Here is a 15787-nt window from a genome sequence, read left to right as displayed (position 1 = left end):
CCCGGTGGGATTCAGGCCGGCGGGGTGTCGTCCAGGCACATCAAGGTCGCGATCCGTGCCGGGCTGAACGGTGGGCGTGGTGTCGAAGGTTGCCAGCCGAACAGGTGCTGCACGGCACCGCCGCATACCCGGCCCTGACAGGCACCCATGCCGCAGCGACTGGCCAGCTTGGCCTCGCGCCACTCGGCGTGGCCGGCCAGTGCGGAGTAAGGCACGTCTTCGCAGCGGCAGACCAGGGTGTCGGGAGTGGCCAGGGACTTGAGTGGCGCGCCGAGGGTAAACGCTCGGTTCAGTACCTTGGCAAAGCCCTGCCAACGCGCCCGGCGCGGCCACAGGTGCCGGGCCGCGCCCCTGTCCCCGACGGCGGCGTGGCCGGCAATCGCGCCTTCCACCAGCGCCAGCTCGCTGCCGCCGAAACCGGTGCATTCGCCCGCCGCATAGTGATCGGCACGGCTGCTGGCCTGCCAGGCATCCACCGCCAGGGCTTGCCCTTCGACGGCGCACCCCAGGGCTTGGCCCAATTGGGTATTGGGGATCAAGCCGAAGCCGCAGGCCAGACGATCACAGGCCAGCTCGACGATTTTTCCGTGTTGTTGCAGGCGTACGCCTTCCAGCCGTTCAGTGCCGAGGGCGGCCAGTACATGGGTGCTGCTGCGGTAGTGACGGTCGAACAGGGTGAACGACTGCATCAGCTTGTTGGGCCAGCGTGGCAGGTGCGCGGCGAAGCCGGCGACGGCGGCCAGCGAGGCTTGCTCGGCGATGCGCAGTACGTGGGCGCCGTTGTGTCGGGCGGTGGCGGCGCAGGCCAACAGCAACGGTCCGCTGCCGGCGATCACCAGGCGTTCGCCCTGTACCGGCAGGTCACCCTTGATCAGCGCCTGCAGGCCACCGGCCCCGGTCACCCCCGGCAAGGTCCAGCCGGGGAAGGGCAGGAGCAGTTCACGGGCTCCGGTACACAGGATCAATTTGTCGTAGCCGATCAGCCAGCCACGCTTATCGTCTTCCACCAGCAGCTGTTTCGGGCCGGCGCAGGCGATCACCCGGGTAGCGGGGTGACGGCGGATGTTGCTGCAGGCCTCCAGGCGCTCACGCAGGCGGCGGGCCGGGTTCGGCAGGTTGGCTTGAGGGCCGTCGCGCCAGATTTGCCCACCCGGCAGCGGGTTGTCGTCGAGCAGGACGATGCGTGCGCCACTGGGGGCGGCGGCGAGGGCGGCGGCCATGCCGGCGGGGCCGGCACCGATGATCAGCAGGTCGGCGTAGTCGCTCATGGTCGTGTCTCCACCTGCATGCCATCACGGCATTGAGTTTGGCAGGCCAGGCGCCGCCTGCCGTCAATGGTCACCCGGCATTCCTGGCAGATGCCCATGCCGCACAGCGGTGCGCGGCGCTGGCCACTGACCGAGGTGCGGCTGCAACCGTCGCCCCCCAGGGCCAGCGCGGCGGCCACACTGGTGCCTTCGGCCACGCGCAGGGCACGACCGTCCAGGATCAAGTCAGGCATACACGGCCTCCCCGAGGAAACGTTGTGGCAGATAAGGTTGCGCGGCCAGTGGCGAGGGCTCGTCGAACAACTGCGCCAGCAACAGGTCCGCGGTGCCGGGGGCAGTGGTTACCCCCAGGCCTTCGTGACCGACCGCCAGCCACAAGCCCTGGCGTTGAGGGTGCTGGCCCACCAGCGGCAGGCCGTCGGGGCTGGCGGCACGAAAGCCGGTCCAGGCGCGGATGCCATTGAGCCGGGCCAGCCCCGGCATGTACTCGGTAGCGCGCTTGAGCATCTTCGCCAGCATCCAGCCCTCGACCTGGGGGTCGGTGGTGCCGAACTGGCGCGAGGCACCGATGAACAACTGCCCGGTCGGCCGCGGTTGGATGTTGCAGGCCGTCGATGGGCCTGTGGCATTGTGGGCGCTGGTGACGTAACCGAGTTCCACCAGCGTGTGGGTGACGGTGCCGGGGTAGCGGTCGGTGATCAACAGGTGGCCTTTCTTCGGCTCGATCGGCAACTCCGGGCACAGCTCGCTGGCCTGGACACCGTTGGCCAGCACCACGGCCTCGGCACTCAGCCAGTGGCCGTCGTCCAGACGCACGCGGTTGCCCTCGACTTCGCAGACCCGCGCCCGGCGTTGGCGGATGTTCGCGTGGTCGAGCATCCAGCGAGCGGTGGCCGGGGCATAGAGAATGCCGTCGCCATGGATCAGCAGGCCACCCTCCAGGCCTGCGCGCAGTTCCGGTTCGCGCTGGCGCAGGGCGCTGGCACCGAGCAACTCGCACGCCACGCCCTGGGCCTGCAGGTTCAGGTATTTGCTCTGGGCCACGGCCATTTCTTCGGCATTGGCCGCCAGCCACAGGGTGCCATTGCTGCGGTAGGCGCAGCCTTCGGGCAAGGATGGCGCGTGTTCGCGCCAGCGTTGCAGGGAATACTGACTCAGGGCCAGTTCGGCCGGGTTATCGTCGAGCACCAGCAAATGACCCATGCCGGCTGCCGTGGCGCCGGGCAAACCGGCGTCCAGCACCAGTATGCGCAAGCCGCGAAGGGCCAGGGCCTGGGCACAGGCGGCGCCGATGATGCCGGCGCCGATCACGATCACATCGGCCACCTGGCCCTGGCTCATGGGCGAATGCCCCAGGCGAACGGGTCGTCCTGCTCGATGATCAGGCTGGCTTCGGCGCTGATGAACGCGCGACCGCGAATGGTCGGCACAATGCGCTCGCCCTGCCGTTCGTAAGAGCCTTCGAACTCGCTGCCGATCACACTGGCCTGGCGCCAGATCTGCCCCGGTTGCAACTTGTCGTCGGCGGCCAGGCACGCCAGTTTGGCGCTGGTGCCGGTGCCGCAGGGTGAGCGGTCGTAGGCTTTGCCGGGGCAGAGTACGAAGTTGCGGCTGTCGGCTTGCTCGTCATCGGCGAACAGTTCGACATGATCGATCAGGCCGCCGTCTTCGCCACGGATGCCCTGGACTTCCAGTGCCTGCTGCACGGCGAAGGTGTAGGCGGTCAGGGCGTCCAGGTTGTCGCCGGCCACCCGCAGGCCATGCTCGGCCATCAGGAAAAACCAGTTTCCACCCCAGGCGATGTCGCCAACCACCCGACCGATTCCCGGGACCTCCAGGGCCAGGGCCTTGCGGTAACGGTAGGCCGGTACGTTGCGCACGCTCACCGAATGGTCGTCGTGCAGGGTCGCCTGCACGGTGCCCACCGGGGTCTCGATGCTGTGCACGCCAGGGCCGATCCTGCCCAGGTGTGCCAGCGAGGCTACCAGGCCGATGGTGCCGTGGCCGCACATTCCCAGGTAACCGGTGTTGTTGAAGAAAATCACCCCGGCACAGGCGCTCGGGTCCACAGGCTCGCACAACAGTGCGCCCACCAGTACGTCGCTGCCCCGTGGTTCCAGCACGCAGGCGGCGCGCCATTGATCGTGGTGCTCGGCCAGTCGCTGGCGACGTTCGGCCATGCTGCCGCTGCCCAGGTCAGGGAAACCGGCGGTCACCAGGCGGGTGGGTTCGCCGCCGGTGTGGGAGTCGATCACGGTAATGCGTTTCATGGGTGGGCCACGTCCGTTCAGATGAGTGAACGAAAGAGTGGCCTGTCCAGGGGGGCGCCGGCTTGATGGATTTATCCGGCGCCGATGACGAAATCAGCACAGTGGCCTGGCGGCTCAGTGGCTGTGGGGCAGGTGCTCGAACAGGGTCTTGCAGACCCCGGCAATGTGCTCGTCCAGCAGCTTTACCGCCAGGTCGACGTCACCGGCACGGCAGGCTTTGATGATTTCCCGGTGCTCGTGATCGGCCCGTTCCTTGCCGGCCGAGAGGCTCATCTGCATGCGCAGGTAGCGCTCCAGCTTGTCATTGACCGAACGAATCAGGCTGACCAGGAACGGGCGTTGCGCCGGCTCATACAGGCAGGAATGCAGTTCCCAGTTGAGTTCGGCCCAGCGGCCGACGTCGTCCTCGCCAATGAATTCCTGGCAGATGCGCTCCGCGCGGTCGAAGGTGTCCTGCGTCATGTTGGGGATGGCCAGGCGCAGCACCTTGTCTTCCAGCAGCATGCGCACTTCGAACATCTGCGCCAGTTCCGCGTCGGAAATCCGCGTGACCATCGCCCCGCGATTGCGCTGGAACATCACCAGGCCTTCAGCTTCCAGGCGCTTGAGGGCCTCGCGCACCGGGATCTTGCTGACGTTGAATTGCCGGGCAATGTCGTCCTGACGAATCGGCTCGTCCTCGGCGAAGTGCCCGGCGACGATGGCGTCACGCAGGTGGCGAGTGATGATTTCCGACGTCGAAGGCGTGTTGCCGAGGTCGGGAGCGTTGAGTCTGGGTAGGTTCACGGTGGCGGTCGTTTGGAGTGAGATACCGATAGGGTATACGAAATTCCTTCTTTGGGCTTCCCGGGCCCGTGGCAACCCTGGATGGTGCATCACCTTTGCTAACAGCGCAGGCTGCGGCGCAGAGGCCGTTCATGCTCCAATAACGCCCCGCATTGGCGCTCAGCCACTCCCGACTGGAAACCGAGCATGAAGAACACCGCAGCATTGACCCTCGTCTGGATACTCATGGCCGGACTGGCCAGCCCGGTCAACGCGGGGGCGGGGGATGCCCAGGCGGGCGAAAAGCTGTTCAAGCGCATCTGCGGCGGCTGCCATCAAGTCGGGGAGTCGGCCCGGGCCGGATTCGGCCCGCCACTCAACGCCATTTTTGGCCGACAGGCCGGCAGCGCCGCCGGCTACCAGTACTCCGATGCCATGAAAGCCGCCGACATCGTCTGGACCCGCGACACCCTGACCGCCTACCTCGAAGACCCCAAGGCGGTGGTCCCCGGCACCCGCATGATCTTCTGGGGGCTCAGCGACCAGGAGAAAATCGACAATCTGCTGGCGTATTTGCAGGGCTTTCAGCCGCAGTGATGTGAAAGGCCGTTATCAGCCAGCCACGTGCGCCTGGATCTGCAGTTGGCCATCGATGTCCTTGACCAGTCCACTGGCCACGAACAGCGGCACCAGTCGCTTGTGCAGGTCGGGCTCGACAAATTCCTTGACGGTGTCCAGCGCCAGAATGCCGCTGACTTCCAGCTCGACCTTGGTGTAGGACAGCCAGGCCTTTTTCAGCATCAGCAGGACATCGCTGCCTGAGGTCGAGGCAAAGCGGCGGTTGGTCGGCTGGCCGTCGAAGGTGAAGGTGTGCCGGTGTTCATAGCCCGTCTCGTCGCCTGCGCTGGCGGCACAGCGACTGCACGTGCAGGGGCCGTTGCCGAAGGCGGTGCGCAGGTAGCTGTTGAAGTCCACCACGGGCTTGAGCGCCAGGCGCTTGTCCACTTCGAACAGGTCGCCGGTCATTTTCTCGTCACTATTCAACGTCCACTTCCTCGCAATCAAACCGTTGATCTTTTTCAGCGCGGCACAATAGCAGCCGAATGGGCTGTGCAGGATTTTTTTGCGGCCGGTTGGCTGACCGGTGCTTATTCATACCAGCAGGCTTTCTGGTCAAGGCAACTGTGTTTCTGCCGGGCAGGCGGCAGTGGCGTGTCCAGAGTGGCGATGGCGATGGAGATCCAGTCGGCATAGGGCCCTTGTGAATTGCGCCAGAACAGCGACGCGCCACAGTCGCCGCAGAATTGCCGGGTGACACCGGGGGAGGATTCATACGCCTTGAGCGTGGCGGCGGGGTCAATGAGCGACAACGCCGATCCGGGTACGCTGCCGTAGGTGGCGAAGGCTGCGCCATGGGCCTTTTGGCATCGGCGGCAATGGCAGTGGGTGATCGCCTTGAGCGCGCTGGATAGCTGGTAGTGCACAGCGCCGCACAGGCAACTGCCGTGGTGAAGTTCGTCCATGGGGGTGTCCTCAATGTCGTCGCGCTACTGTAGCGTTCAGGTGCCCCTTGGCGATTGGGGAGCGGCCGGGGCCACTCCCGAGGGCCGGGTTTACTGACGCAGTTTCGCGCAATGGTCCTGTGCCGGTTGCGCGGCGGTGTACCACACATAATCCGCGCTTTCGGCGGTCACGGTCTTGCCGACCTCGGCCAACACCAACACCGCATTGCCTTCGCCCGCTCCCAGGTCTTTCAGGTGCAGGGGCACGCCCAGGTCCTTGCGCACATGGAAGGCCCCGGCCAACAGTACCGCAGGTGTTGGTGCGGCCAGCAGGCGCTCGGCCATGCCTCGGTCACGTTGCTGCTGCACGGCGAGCATCGCCGGCATCTGCGCTTCGGGCAACAGGCCGCAATGGGACTCGCGAATATCGTCCAACAGGGTGGCTTGCACCTGGGGGGCGGTGGAGGCATCGCCGGTAAGCACAGGACGCTGTTTGTAGATCTGCCTGATCTGCGCCCGGTCCAGGTTGGCCGCCAGCAGCGGGTAGGGTTGCCCCAGGGCGTAGGTCACCAGCGCGCCATACACACTCCAGTCCCAGTTGGCTTGCCAGGCCAGTGCCTGGTAAGGATCGGCCAGTGGCTGGCCGGCACGGGTCGCGGCTTGCGCGGCATCGACCCTGGCCTGCTGGTCGGGGTTGAGCATTTCCATCAGCAGGCTGCCCTGGGGGCGCTGCGCCGCCAGTTCGCGCAGCAGCCACAATTGCAAAGCGTGGTGATCGGGGTTGTCGTGCTGTTCGCCGACCAGTACCCGCGGCGCGCTGGCGAGGCGCTCGACCAGTTGCTGCGGGGTGAGAGTGTGGCCGGTGGCGAGTTCACGGATCATTCCCAGGTCGGCGTGGTCACGCCCTTGCGGGGCGATCGGCGCCGGAGGCGGCAGTACGTGATGGGATTGGCAGGCCGCCAACAGGCCGAACAGGCAAAGCAACAGAAGGCGCATCGGTAGTCCTTGTCAGAAAGAGAGCCCCTCGTTCCGATGGGGAGGAGGGGTGATATCAGCGCGCGATGATCAGTGGGTGGCCCCGTTCCGCGTACAGTGCATCGGCGCTCAGCACCTGCTCCGGTGGACCACAGGCAGGGGGCAACCGTCCTGGTGTAACTGTAGAGGGTCACCATAGCGTGCCGCCAGTGTCCCGGTCGTAAACGTCTTCAAGGGTAAACAGAGCGGCTTTGGCCAGGCGGGTTGCCGATGGTTATGATGGCGCACCCGGACGAAGGACTTCATGCCCGGGATGACCATCAAGAGGTGACAATGGACGCATGGACGCTGCACTGGCTGGAAGCCTCGGGGAGCCTTGGCGAGATTCGTGGTGATGTGATCGACGAATTCGACGTCGCCTACCAGGCGATTTCCCGCCTGCTGCCGCCGCCACGACTGGATGTGCTGATCCAGAGGCTGCCGGGCGAGACCATCGCTGAAATGGGCCTCGTCGGGCGAGCGTATCGCAGCAGCATGTTCTCGATGACCCTCGACCCGGACAACCCGAATTTCTCGTCCAGCCTGCGCAACGGCACCTTGCAGCGGCAGGTCATCCACGAGGTTCATCATTGCCTGCGCATGGCGGGGCCAGGCTACGGCTGGACCCTGGGCGAGGCGCTGGTCACCGAGGGGCTGGCCGGCCAGTTTGTCAGGCAGTTGCTCGACAGCGAACCCGAGCCTTGGGAGCAGGCCCTCACCGCCGCAGAGTTGGCACGCTCACCCGTCGACCTCAAGGCACTTGAGGCAACGTACTACGACCACAACGAGTGGTTCTTCGGTACCGGGGCTCGCCCCAAGTGGCTGGGCTATACACTCGGTTACCGGATGGTCGGGCACTGGCTGGCGGCAACGGGGGAAGTCGACGCCGACACCTGGATCAACGTACCGGCGAAGGACATCATCGCCTCGGCGGTTGAGGCAGGCATTGTGCTGCTCGAACCCTGAGTGACGAGGGTGGGGACGCCCACCCTCTACCCAAGCGTCAGAAGCGCTCATCCCCGATCGCGGGCAAGGTGAGTTCCTTGACGAAGCTGGCCGAAGACAGGCTCAAGGCCATGCGCACCACCTGTACAACGTCATGCACCGGGATCAGTTGGCCTTCACCGCGCTGCTCGGCCAGCGCTCGTGGTGTGCTCAGCGCATCCTCGGTATTCAGGTAGCCGAGGTTCAGCAAGGTCACGCCCAGGCGCTGGTCCCGGTAACCCTCGCGCAAGGCGTCGGCGATACCGCGCAGGGCGAACTTGGAGGCACCGAAGGCCACTTCCGGCCGCCCGCTCTGCGGCAAGCCTGATGTCGATCCGGTCAGGATGATCCTTGGATTGGCGCTTTTGAGCAGTACGGGAAGCACGCGCTTGATCAGCAGAATGGCCGAGGTGATGTTGCAGTTGACGATGGCTTGCAGTTGGTCGTCGTGATCCCCCCGGAAGTCGTAGGTCGGATCAAAGGCCAGCGCTTCCCAGATGCCCAGGTTGTAGACCAGGGTGTCCAGTCCATCCTCGATCACCGCCTGCTCGATGATCTGCGCCGCCATTGCGGGTTCGCCCAGGTTGGCCTCAATCCATCTCAGATCAACACCGGCCCTTGCCATCAGGTTTTCAGGGCGGGAGCGGGAGACGCCCACCAGCGTATCGCCTGCCTCACCCAATCCTTCGATCAGGGCCTTGCCCAAGCCTTTGCTGGCGCCTATCACCAGGGTTTTCATCGATTGTCTCCTTGACGTGTGGTTGATCCAGGGAAGCGATGCAAGCAGAGGATGCCCGGGCGTGGCAACTCGCCAGCTGTTTCCAGATGTTTACCGGAGGTCGAGGATCCATCCGCGCCGAGGGTGGGGCGTCGAGGTGACACGTATATTGGCCATTACGATCTCCTTTTGGCCAACCGCCCACTGTGAACCATTGCGCCTGTCAGCAAGAATCAGGAACCGAGCGCGGATTGAGTCGCGTGCGGCGCAACCACCACCACCAGGCTTCAGATCCTCCAGCCCTTGGCCTTTTCCAAGGGTCGCTGCCGTGTACAGAACATAACAACCATCGAACTCACGCCACACTTGGGGAGCCATACATGGACACGATAAAACGCAGGCTGGGTGTCACGCTGTGTGGGCTGACGCTGCTGGCCAGCGCAGTGCACGCCGAACAGCGTGAACTGCGAGTGTACAACTGGGCGGACTACATTCTGCCGTCCGTGCCCAAGGATTTCGCCAGGGACAGTGGGATCAAGGTCACCTGGGACACGTTCGACACCAACGAAGCCCTGGAAGCCAAGCTGTTGACCGGTAACTCGGGATACGACCTGGTGGTGCCGTCAAACCAGTTCATCGATACCCAGATCAAGGCCGGTGTGTTCCAGAAGCTGGATAAATCCAGGTTGCCCAACTGGCAGCACCTGGACCCCGAATTGCTCAAGCTGCTGGACACTAACGACCCCGGCAACCAGTACGGCGTGCCTTACATGTACGGCACTGTGCTGATCGGTTTCAATCCGGCCAAGGTCAAGGCGGCGCTGGGGGAGCATGCTCCGGTGGACAGCTGGGACCTGGTGTTCAAGCCCGAGAACATGGAGAAGCTCAAGTCCTGTGGCGTGGCGATGCTCGACTCTCCCTCGGAAATCCTGCCGCTGGCTCTGCATTACCTGGGGCTTGACCCTAACAGCCAGAACCCGGACGACTACGAAAAAGCCAAGGCGCTGATGTTGAAGATTCGCCCTTACGTCACCTACTTCAACTCTGCCAAGTACATGACCGACATCGCCAATGGCGATATTTGCGTCGCCATCGGCTACTCCGGCAGTTTCTACCAGTTCGGCAATCGCGCCAAAGAGGCGGGTAACGGCGTGGTGGTCGACTGGCGTTTGCCCAAAGAAGGCGCGCCGATCTGGTTCGACACCTTTGCCATTCCAAAAAGCGCGAAGAATGTCACCGAGGCCCACGAATTCCTCAACACCCTGCTGGACCCGAAAGTCATTGCGCCCATCAGTGACTTTCTCGGTTATCCCAACCCCAACAAAGACTCGCTGGCGCTGATCAACAAAGAGATCACGGGCAACCCGGACCTGACGCCGACCCGCGAGGCCTTGAAAAAGCTCTATGTCGTGCAACCGCTGCCGCAAAAACTCGAACGGGTTCGTACCCGGGTCTGGACCAGCATCAAGTCAGACAAGTAATACCCGCGGCCAAACCGTTTCGCCCTTGGGCGGGACGCTCGGCGTCCCGCTTTTTCATGAATGTGGCGATCAGCTTGCCGCTTGTTTGTTCAACGCCTCTTCGGCCGCGGCGATTTCAGCCTGGCGCTTGATGATCATCTCGCCCACGGGCGGGCCCTGGAAGCGCCGGGCTTCAAAGGCGAACCAGACAATGGCGGTCAGGATCAGGAAGCCGATGGTGATGTACAGCGCCCAGTCGTTCGGCGGCTGGATGCCGATGATGAAGATCAGCACCATGGAAAGGATCGAGAGGATTGCGAAGAACGAGTACAACCAGCGGCCCATGTTCCACGGGCCCATGGTCGGCCACTTCGGGGTGCCGAAGGTGAACAGGCCCAGCACGATGGGAATGATGAACGAGAAGAACAGGAAGATCACCGTGCAGGACACCACGATGGTGTAGACCGGCGTTTCGCCGATCGAGACCAGGGACGATCCCCAGACGAACAGCACCGCCAGCGTGGCACCGGTCCAGATCGCCGCGACCGGGCTGCGATGGGTGGGTGAGACCTTGGCCAGTGCTTTCGAGCAGGGCAGGCCGCCGTCACGGGAGAAGGCGAAGATCATCCGCGAGACCGAGGTCACGGTGGCCAGCCCGCAGAGAAACTGCGAGATGAAAATCGCCAGGTACAGCGCCATCTTGACGGCGGGATTGACCTGGGTGTCCATTGCCCAGAAGAACACGTTCCAGCCCTTGGTTGCCGCTTCGTCCATGCTGGGCAGCATCAGCACGAACGAGCTGAGCATGAGCCAGCCAAACAGCAGTGACCAGACCACCGACATGACCATCCCCACCGGCACCGACTTGGCCGCCTGCCGGGTCTCCTCGGAGGTATGTGCCGAAGCGTCATAACCGGTGATGGTGTAGATCGGCAACAGCAGGCCGAGCATGAAGATCCAGCTATTGGAGACCTGTGGCCAGACGTTGCCGCCGCTCTCGCCGGAATAGTTGCCGAAGGTCACCAGCCGGACGAACTCATAGCTGGGGGCCGCGATCAGGCAAGTGATGGTCAGTGCGATCGCCGTGGCGAAGATCAGGTAGCCCGAGAAGTCGGTGAGCTTTGCGGTCAGCCCGATCCCGAAGTGGTTACACAAGGCCTGGATGCCGGTCAGGATGGCCAGGAAAATGATCCGTGTGGTGGTCGTGTCCTCCATGCCAAGGGCCGGTCCGAAGGCACCGAAAAAGAAGTAATAGGTCCCGACGTTGATCGCGCCGAGCACCGTCACCAGTCCCAACAGGTTGAACCAGGCCGTCAGCCAGCCGGTGAAGCGATTACCGAGAATCGAACCCCAATGATAGAGGCCACCTGCGGTGGGGTAGGCCGAGGAGATCTGCGCCATGGCCATGGCGAACACCCCGGAGATCAGGCAGCCGATTGGCCAGCCGATGCCGATGGCCGCGCCGCCCGCGCCTGAGGTGCCCTGGGCCAGTGAATTGATGCCACCCGAGAGGATGCAGATGATCGAAAAGGAAATGGCAAAGTTGGAGAAAACGCCCATTCGGCGTGAGAGTTGCTGGGCATAGCCCATGCTGTGCAGCATCTTGACGTCATCGTCTTGCGCGTCGGTGCCGGGCTGGCTTGCTGGATTCATTGTGTGTGCCCCATCAGGTTTTGATTCAGATCCATTGGCGTATGCGTCGCGCAATGGGCTGGCCTTCAACACCTTGTCGTACTGCTCCTGCTGCTAACGGATCACACCTGTCCTGATGCGTGAACAAGCCTCAGCCCCGGACAGGCGACTGCTCTAGAGGCGGCCGTGATAAGCCGCGTCGAAAATGCTGGCCGCGCCACCCCGGGTCAATGGCAGCGGGTTGCCGCTGGCCGAGGGGTCGACAATCGCCATGTCTGCGATCAGGTCGGCCTGCCGGTCATCCACGCCCAACTCGAACAGCGTGTGGGGGACGCCGATGTCCTTGCGCAGCTTGAGGACGAAAGCCAGGAAACTGTCGAAGCCCGGGGAGGGCAGGCGCAGATACGCCGCCAGGCGGGTGATGCGCTCCTCGATGGCCGGTCGATTGAACTGCAGGACGTAGGGCATGAAAGTGGCGTTGGTCATGCCGTGATGGGTGTCGTACAGGGCGCCCACCGGATGGGAGAGGGCGTGCATCCCGCCCAGGCCTTTCTGGAAGGCGGTAGCGCCCATCGCGGCGGCCGCGAGCATCTGCGCGCGCGCCTCGAGGTCCGAGGGCATGTGGACGGCCCGCACCAGGGCATTGGCGACCAGGCGCATGCCTTCCACCGCAATGCCTTCGGCCATGGGATGAAAGCCGGGGGCGCAGTAGGATTCCAGGCAATGGGCGAACGCATCCATGCCGGTGCCGGCGGTGACCTTGGCCGGCATGCCGACGGTGAGGGCCGGGTCGCTGATGACCACGCGCGGCATCATCTTCGGATGGAAGATGATGCGCTTGGTGTGCGTGCGCTCGTCGATGATCACCGCCGCCCGGCCGACTTCGGAGCCCGTCCCGGCGGTGGTCGGTACTGCAATGACCGGGGCGATGTGGCTGTCGTCGGCGCGGGTCCAGTAGTCGCCGATGTCTTCGAAATCCCAGACCGGTCGGGTCTGGCCGCTCATGAAAGCAATCAGCTTGCCCATGTCCAGGCCACTGCCACCGCCGAAGGCGACCACCCCGTCGTGCTGGCCGGCGCGCCAGGCATCGAGCCCGCCTGCCAGGTTGGCCTCCACCGGATTGGGCTTGAGGTCACAAAACAGCGCGACGCCAAGGCCGGCGGCCGACATGGCGTCCAGCGCCGCGCGGGTGATCGGCGCGCGCGCCAGGCCACTGTCGGTGACCAGCAACGGTCGTTGGATACCCTGGCTGCGACAGACCTCGGCCAGTTCGGCAATGCGTCCGACACCGAAGCGAATGCTCGTGGGGTAGTTCCAGTTTCCGGTCAGGTTCATGCTCTACACCTCGTGGCGCAGATGGAAGGATTTGGCTCGGGTCAGGTGCTCGTAGCCAAGGCGCGAGAGGGTGATGCCGCGTCCGCTGTGTTTCACCCCGGTCCAGGCCAGCGCCGGGTCCAGATAGTCGCAGCGGTTCATGAATACCGTACCGGTGGCGAGCTCATCGCCCAGGCGTTCGGCGGCAGCGAGGTCCTGGGTCCAGAGGGAGGCGCTGAGCCCGAACTGACTGTCGTTCATCAAGGCAATGGCTTGCTCGTCGCCGGCCACCGGCATGATGCCGACCACCGGGCCGAAGCTTTCCTCGCGCATCACCGACATCTGGTGGGTGACATCCACCAGGACCTGCGGGGCCAGGTAGGCACTGCCCGGTACATCGGCGGCAAAGGCCGCTGGATCGATCAGCGCCCTGGCGCCCTGTGCCAGGGCCTGGGCAATCTGTCCGCGAACGAACTCCGCGGCACCGGGTGAGACCAGCGGGCCGAGCGTGGTGGCTTCGTCCAGCGGGTTGCCCAGCACATACTGGCCGGTCAAGGCGACGAAACGCTCGACAAAGGCCGGGTAGAGGCTGTGGTCGACATAGATGCGCTCGATGGCGCAGCAGCTTTGTCCGGAGTTGAAGAAGCTGCCGTCGACCAGGTGTTCCACCGCATGCTCAAGGTTGGCGTCTGCCCGTACGTAGGCCGGGTCTTTGCCGCCCAGCTCCAGCCCCATGCCGATAAAGCGTCCCATGGCGGCGGCCTCCATGGCCTCGCCGGCCTGGACTGAGCCGGTGAAGTTCACTTGTTGCACACGGCCCGAAGCAATGATCGCGGCGGTCTGCCGATGATCGAGCAGCAGGTTGTGGAACAGGCCGGTGGGCAAATGGGCGCGACGCAAGGCTTCGGCGAAACGTTCGCCGACCAGCAGGGTTTGCGTGGCATGCTTGAGGATCACGCTGTTGCCCGCCATCAGCGCCGGGATGATGGTGTTCACCGCCGTCAGGTAGGGGTAGTTCCAGGGCGCGACCACCAGCACCGTGCCCAGCGGCTCGCGCTTGATCGTGCGCCGAAAACCTGAAATCGGCTCGGGCTCTACTGCCGCCAGCGCGTCGGCGGCGATGGCGATCATGTAGCGGGCACGTTCTGCGAAACCACGCAGTTCACCGGCACCAAAGCGCACCGGGCGGCCCATTTGCCACGCCAGCTCTGGCACGATTTGATCCTGCATCGACAGCATCGCGTCCACGGCGGCGTTGCACAACACCGCGCGTTCGTTCAATGGCCGACGTTTCCAGTGCTCCTGGGCCGTTGCGGCGGCCACTAGCGCCTGCTCGATCTGTGCGGCATCGGCGCACTGGCGTTCGACGTAGACCCGGCCATCGACCGGGGAGATGAGCTGAACCTTCGCCGTCATGGTGTTCTCAATAGCGCTCGAAGCCGCGCTGCAGTTCCCAATCGGTTATCCGCCGGTCGTACTCTTTCTGCTCCCACTCGGCGGTGTGTACATAGTGATCGATCACTTCATCACCCAAGGCCTCGCGCAACATGCGCGAGGTCTTGAGTGCGGCGCAGGCCTCGCGCAGGGTCTTGGACACCTCAGGCAACTGTTCATCCTGATAGGCATCACCCTCGAAAGGCGGTGCGAGCTCGAGCTTCTCGTCGATCCCGGCCAGGCCCGCGGCAATCAACGCGGCGAAGGCCAGGTAGGGGTTGAGGTCGGCACCGCCGATGCGGCATTCGATGCGGATGGCCTTGCTGCCTTCGGCACACAAGCGAAAGCCTGCGGTGCGGTTGTCCCGACTCCACACCGCCCGCGTCGGTGCGAAGGTGCCGGCCTGGAAGCGCTTGTAGGAGTTGATATAGGGCGCGAGAAAGCAGGTGATGTCGTTGGCGTACATGAGCTGCCCGGCCACCCACGAGCGCATCAGCGCCGACATGCCAAACTCGGCCTTGGGATCGAAGAACAGCGGCTTTTTAGCGTTCTTGTCCCACAGCGAATTATGGATGTGGCTGCTGGAACCGGCAGCGTCATAGCGCCACTTGGCCATGAACGTGATCGCCTTGCCCTGCAATTGCGCGATCTCCTTGCAGGCGTGCTTGATGATGACATGGTGGTCGGCCATGGTCAGGGCATCGGCATAGCGGATGTTGATCTCTTCCTGGCCGGGGCCCCATTCGCCCTTGGAGTTTTCCACGGGAATGCCGGATGCCTGCAGGTGCTTGCGAATGGCCCGCAGCACCGGCTCCTCGCGAGTCGTCTGCAGGATGTTGTAATCCTCGATGTAATGACCGGCCGTCTTGGGGTGGTGGTAGTTGCGCTGGTGGATCGCCTCATAGCTTTCATCAAACAGGTAGAACTCGAGCTCCGAGGCGAACATGCCGGTATAGCCGCGCTCGCGCAGGCGCTCGACCTGCTTTTTCAGAATTGCTCGCGGGCTGTGCGGCAGGTCCTGCCGATGGTGATGATCGAGCACGTCGCAGAGCACCAGCGCCGTGCATTCCAACCAGGGCACGCGCCGCAGCGTGGCCATGTCGGGCTTGAGCACAAAATCGCCATAGCCTTTGCTCCAGCTGGCCGCGGCGTAACCTGGCACCGGTTCCATATCGATGTCGTCGGCCAGCAGGTAGTTGCAGCAGTGGGTTTCTTCATGGCCGCTGTCGATGAAAAACTCGACCTGGAAGCGCTTGCCGACCAATCGTCCTTGCATGTCGATCATGCAGACCAGCACGGTATCGATTTCACCGCTGGCAGCGGCGCGCTTGAGGGCGTCAAAGCTTAAGAGGGGCTCGGTCATCACGTCAGTCCTGCGTGAACAGTTTGGGCCTGTCTGAGATAGCTGTTGCAGACGCTCTCCAGA

At 64.0% G+C, this 15787-nt stretch carries 16 protein-coding genes; 3 read left to right on the top strand and 13 right to left on the bottom strand.

From position 1 onward, the window contains the following. Positions 1-11 precede the first annotated feature (11 nt). The 5 genes from CKW29_RS14530 to CKW29_RS14510 form a co-directional block, all read right to left on the bottom strand. Positions 12-1268 (bottom strand): FAD/NAD(P)-binding oxidoreductase, encoded by a 1257-nt coding sequence (locus tag CKW29_RS14530; protein ID WP_095148730.1) that lies wholly within the window; start codon positions 1266-1268, stop codon positions 12-14. Then, positions 1265-1501, bottom strand: coding sequence for a (2Fe-2S)-binding protein (locus tag CKW29_RS14525; protein WP_095077294.1), 237 nt, complete (start codon positions 1499-1501; stop codon positions 1265-1267). Before CKW29_RS14525 ends, CKW29_RS14530 begins: the two co-directional genes overlap by 4 nt. Further along, positions 1494-2609, bottom strand: coding sequence for an FAD-binding oxidoreductase (locus tag CKW29_RS14520; RefSeq protein WP_095148729.1), 1116 nt, complete (start codon positions 2607-2609; stop codon positions 1494-1496). Before CKW29_RS14520 ends, CKW29_RS14525 begins: the two co-directional genes overlap by 8 nt. Further along, positions 2606-3538, bottom strand: a complete 933-nt coding sequence (locus CKW29_RS14515; RefSeq protein WP_095148728.1) for a 4-hydroxyproline epimerase — start codon at positions 3536-3538, stop codon at positions 2606-2608. Before CKW29_RS14515 ends, CKW29_RS14520 begins: the two co-directional genes overlap by 4 nt. Before the next feature lie 114 nt (positions 3539-3652). Continuing rightward, positions 3653-4324 carry a GntR family transcriptional regulator gene (locus CKW29_RS14510; RefSeq protein ID WP_095146417.1) on the bottom strand — a complete coding sequence of 224 codons (672 nt, stop codon included), beginning with the start codon at positions 4322-4324 and terminating at the stop codon, positions 3653-3655. Between the two features lie 186 nt (positions 4325-4510). Here CKW29_RS14510 and CKW29_RS14505 point away from each other — a divergent pair, with 186 nt between their 5' ends. Continuing rightward, positions 4511-4900, top strand: coding sequence for a cytochrome c family protein (locus CKW29_RS14505; protein WP_095146418.1), 390 nt, complete (start codon positions 4511-4513; stop codon positions 4898-4900). 15 nt (positions 4901-4915) lie between these two features. Here the strand turns inward: CKW29_RS14505 and CKW29_RS14500 are convergent, their stop codons facing one another. The 3 genes from CKW29_RS14500 to CKW29_RS14490 form a co-directional block, all read right to left on the bottom strand. Continuing rightward, positions 4916-5347, bottom strand: a complete 432-nt coding sequence (locus CKW29_RS14500) for a hypothetical protein (protein WP_095148727.1) — start codon at positions 5345-5347, stop codon at positions 4916-4918. Positions 5348-5451: 104 nt separating this feature from the next. Then, positions 5452-5826, bottom strand: coding sequence for a GFA family protein (locus CKW29_RS14495; RefSeq protein ID WP_095077288.1), 375 nt, complete (start codon positions 5824-5826; stop codon positions 5452-5454). A 90-nt stretch (positions 5827-5916) separates the two neighbouring features. Further along, positions 5917-6801 (bottom strand): ChaN family lipoprotein, encoded by an 885-nt coding sequence (locus CKW29_RS14490; RefSeq protein WP_095146421.1) that lies wholly within the window; start codon positions 6799-6801, stop codon positions 5917-5919. Between the two features lie 312 nt (positions 6802-7113). Between CKW29_RS14490 and CKW29_RS14485 the strand changes: the two genes are divergently transcribed. Further along, the gene (locus tag CKW29_RS14485; protein WP_095146422.1) at positions 7114-7785 is read left to right on the top strand and encodes a DUF2268 domain-containing putative Zn-dependent protease; all 672 of its coding nucleotides are present in this window, start codon (positions 7114-7116) and stop codon (positions 7783-7785) included. 37 nt (positions 7786-7822) lie between these two features. On the opposite strand, the gene CKW29_RS14480 is transcribed toward CKW29_RS14485, so the two are convergent. After that, the gene (locus CKW29_RS14480) at positions 7823-8542 is read right to left on the bottom strand and encodes an SDR family oxidoreductase (RefSeq protein ID WP_095148726.1); all 720 of its coding nucleotides are present in this window, start codon (positions 8540-8542) and stop codon (positions 7823-7825) included. Positions 8543-8901: 359 nt separating this feature from the next. On the opposite strand from CKW29_RS14480, the gene CKW29_RS14470 reads away from it, so the two are divergent. After that, the gene (locus tag CKW29_RS14470) at positions 8902-10002 is read left to right on the top strand and encodes a polyamine ABC transporter substrate-binding protein (RefSeq protein WP_095148724.1); all 1101 of its coding nucleotides are present in this window, start codon (positions 8902-8904) and stop codon (positions 10000-10002) included. 69 nt (positions 10003-10071) lie between these two features. On the opposite strand, the gene CKW29_RS14465 is transcribed toward CKW29_RS14470, so the two are convergent. The 4 genes from CKW29_RS14465 to CKW29_RS14450 all read right to left on the bottom strand — a co-directional run bounded on the left by CKW29_RS14465 (position 10072) and on the right by CKW29_RS14450 (position 15724). Further along, entirely contained in the window at positions 10072-11634 is a 1563-nt protein-coding gene (locus CKW29_RS14465) for an amino acid permease (RefSeq protein ID WP_095148723.1), read from the bottom strand. Positions 11635-11787: 153 nt separating this feature from the next. Next, positions 11788-12948 (bottom strand): iron-containing alcohol dehydrogenase, encoded by a 1161-nt coding sequence (locus tag CKW29_RS14460; RefSeq protein ID WP_095148722.1) that lies wholly within the window; start codon positions 12946-12948, stop codon positions 11788-11790. 3 nt (positions 12949-12951) lie between these two features. Next, positions 12952-14343, bottom strand: a complete 1392-nt coding sequence (locus CKW29_RS14455; RefSeq protein WP_095148721.1) for an aldehyde dehydrogenase family protein — start codon at positions 14341-14343, stop codon at positions 12952-12954. Between the two features lie 7 nt (positions 14344-14350). Continuing rightward, complete coding sequence (locus CKW29_RS14450) at positions 14351-15724, bottom strand: glutamine synthetase family protein (RefSeq protein WP_095148720.1); 1374 nt, start codon at positions 15722-15724, stop codon at positions 14351-14353. Between the last annotated feature and the right edge of the window lie 63 nt (positions 15725-15787).

Origin of the sequence: Pseudomonas sp. Irchel s3a18 (assembly GCF_900187535.1) — a bacterium.
Classification (GTDB): domain Bacteria; phylum Pseudomonadota; class Gammaproteobacteria; order Pseudomonadales; family Pseudomonadaceae; genus Aquipseudomonas.
The sequence above is the reverse complement of the archived record's forward strand: the minus strand, read 5'-3'. Positions and strand labels throughout refer to the sequence as shown.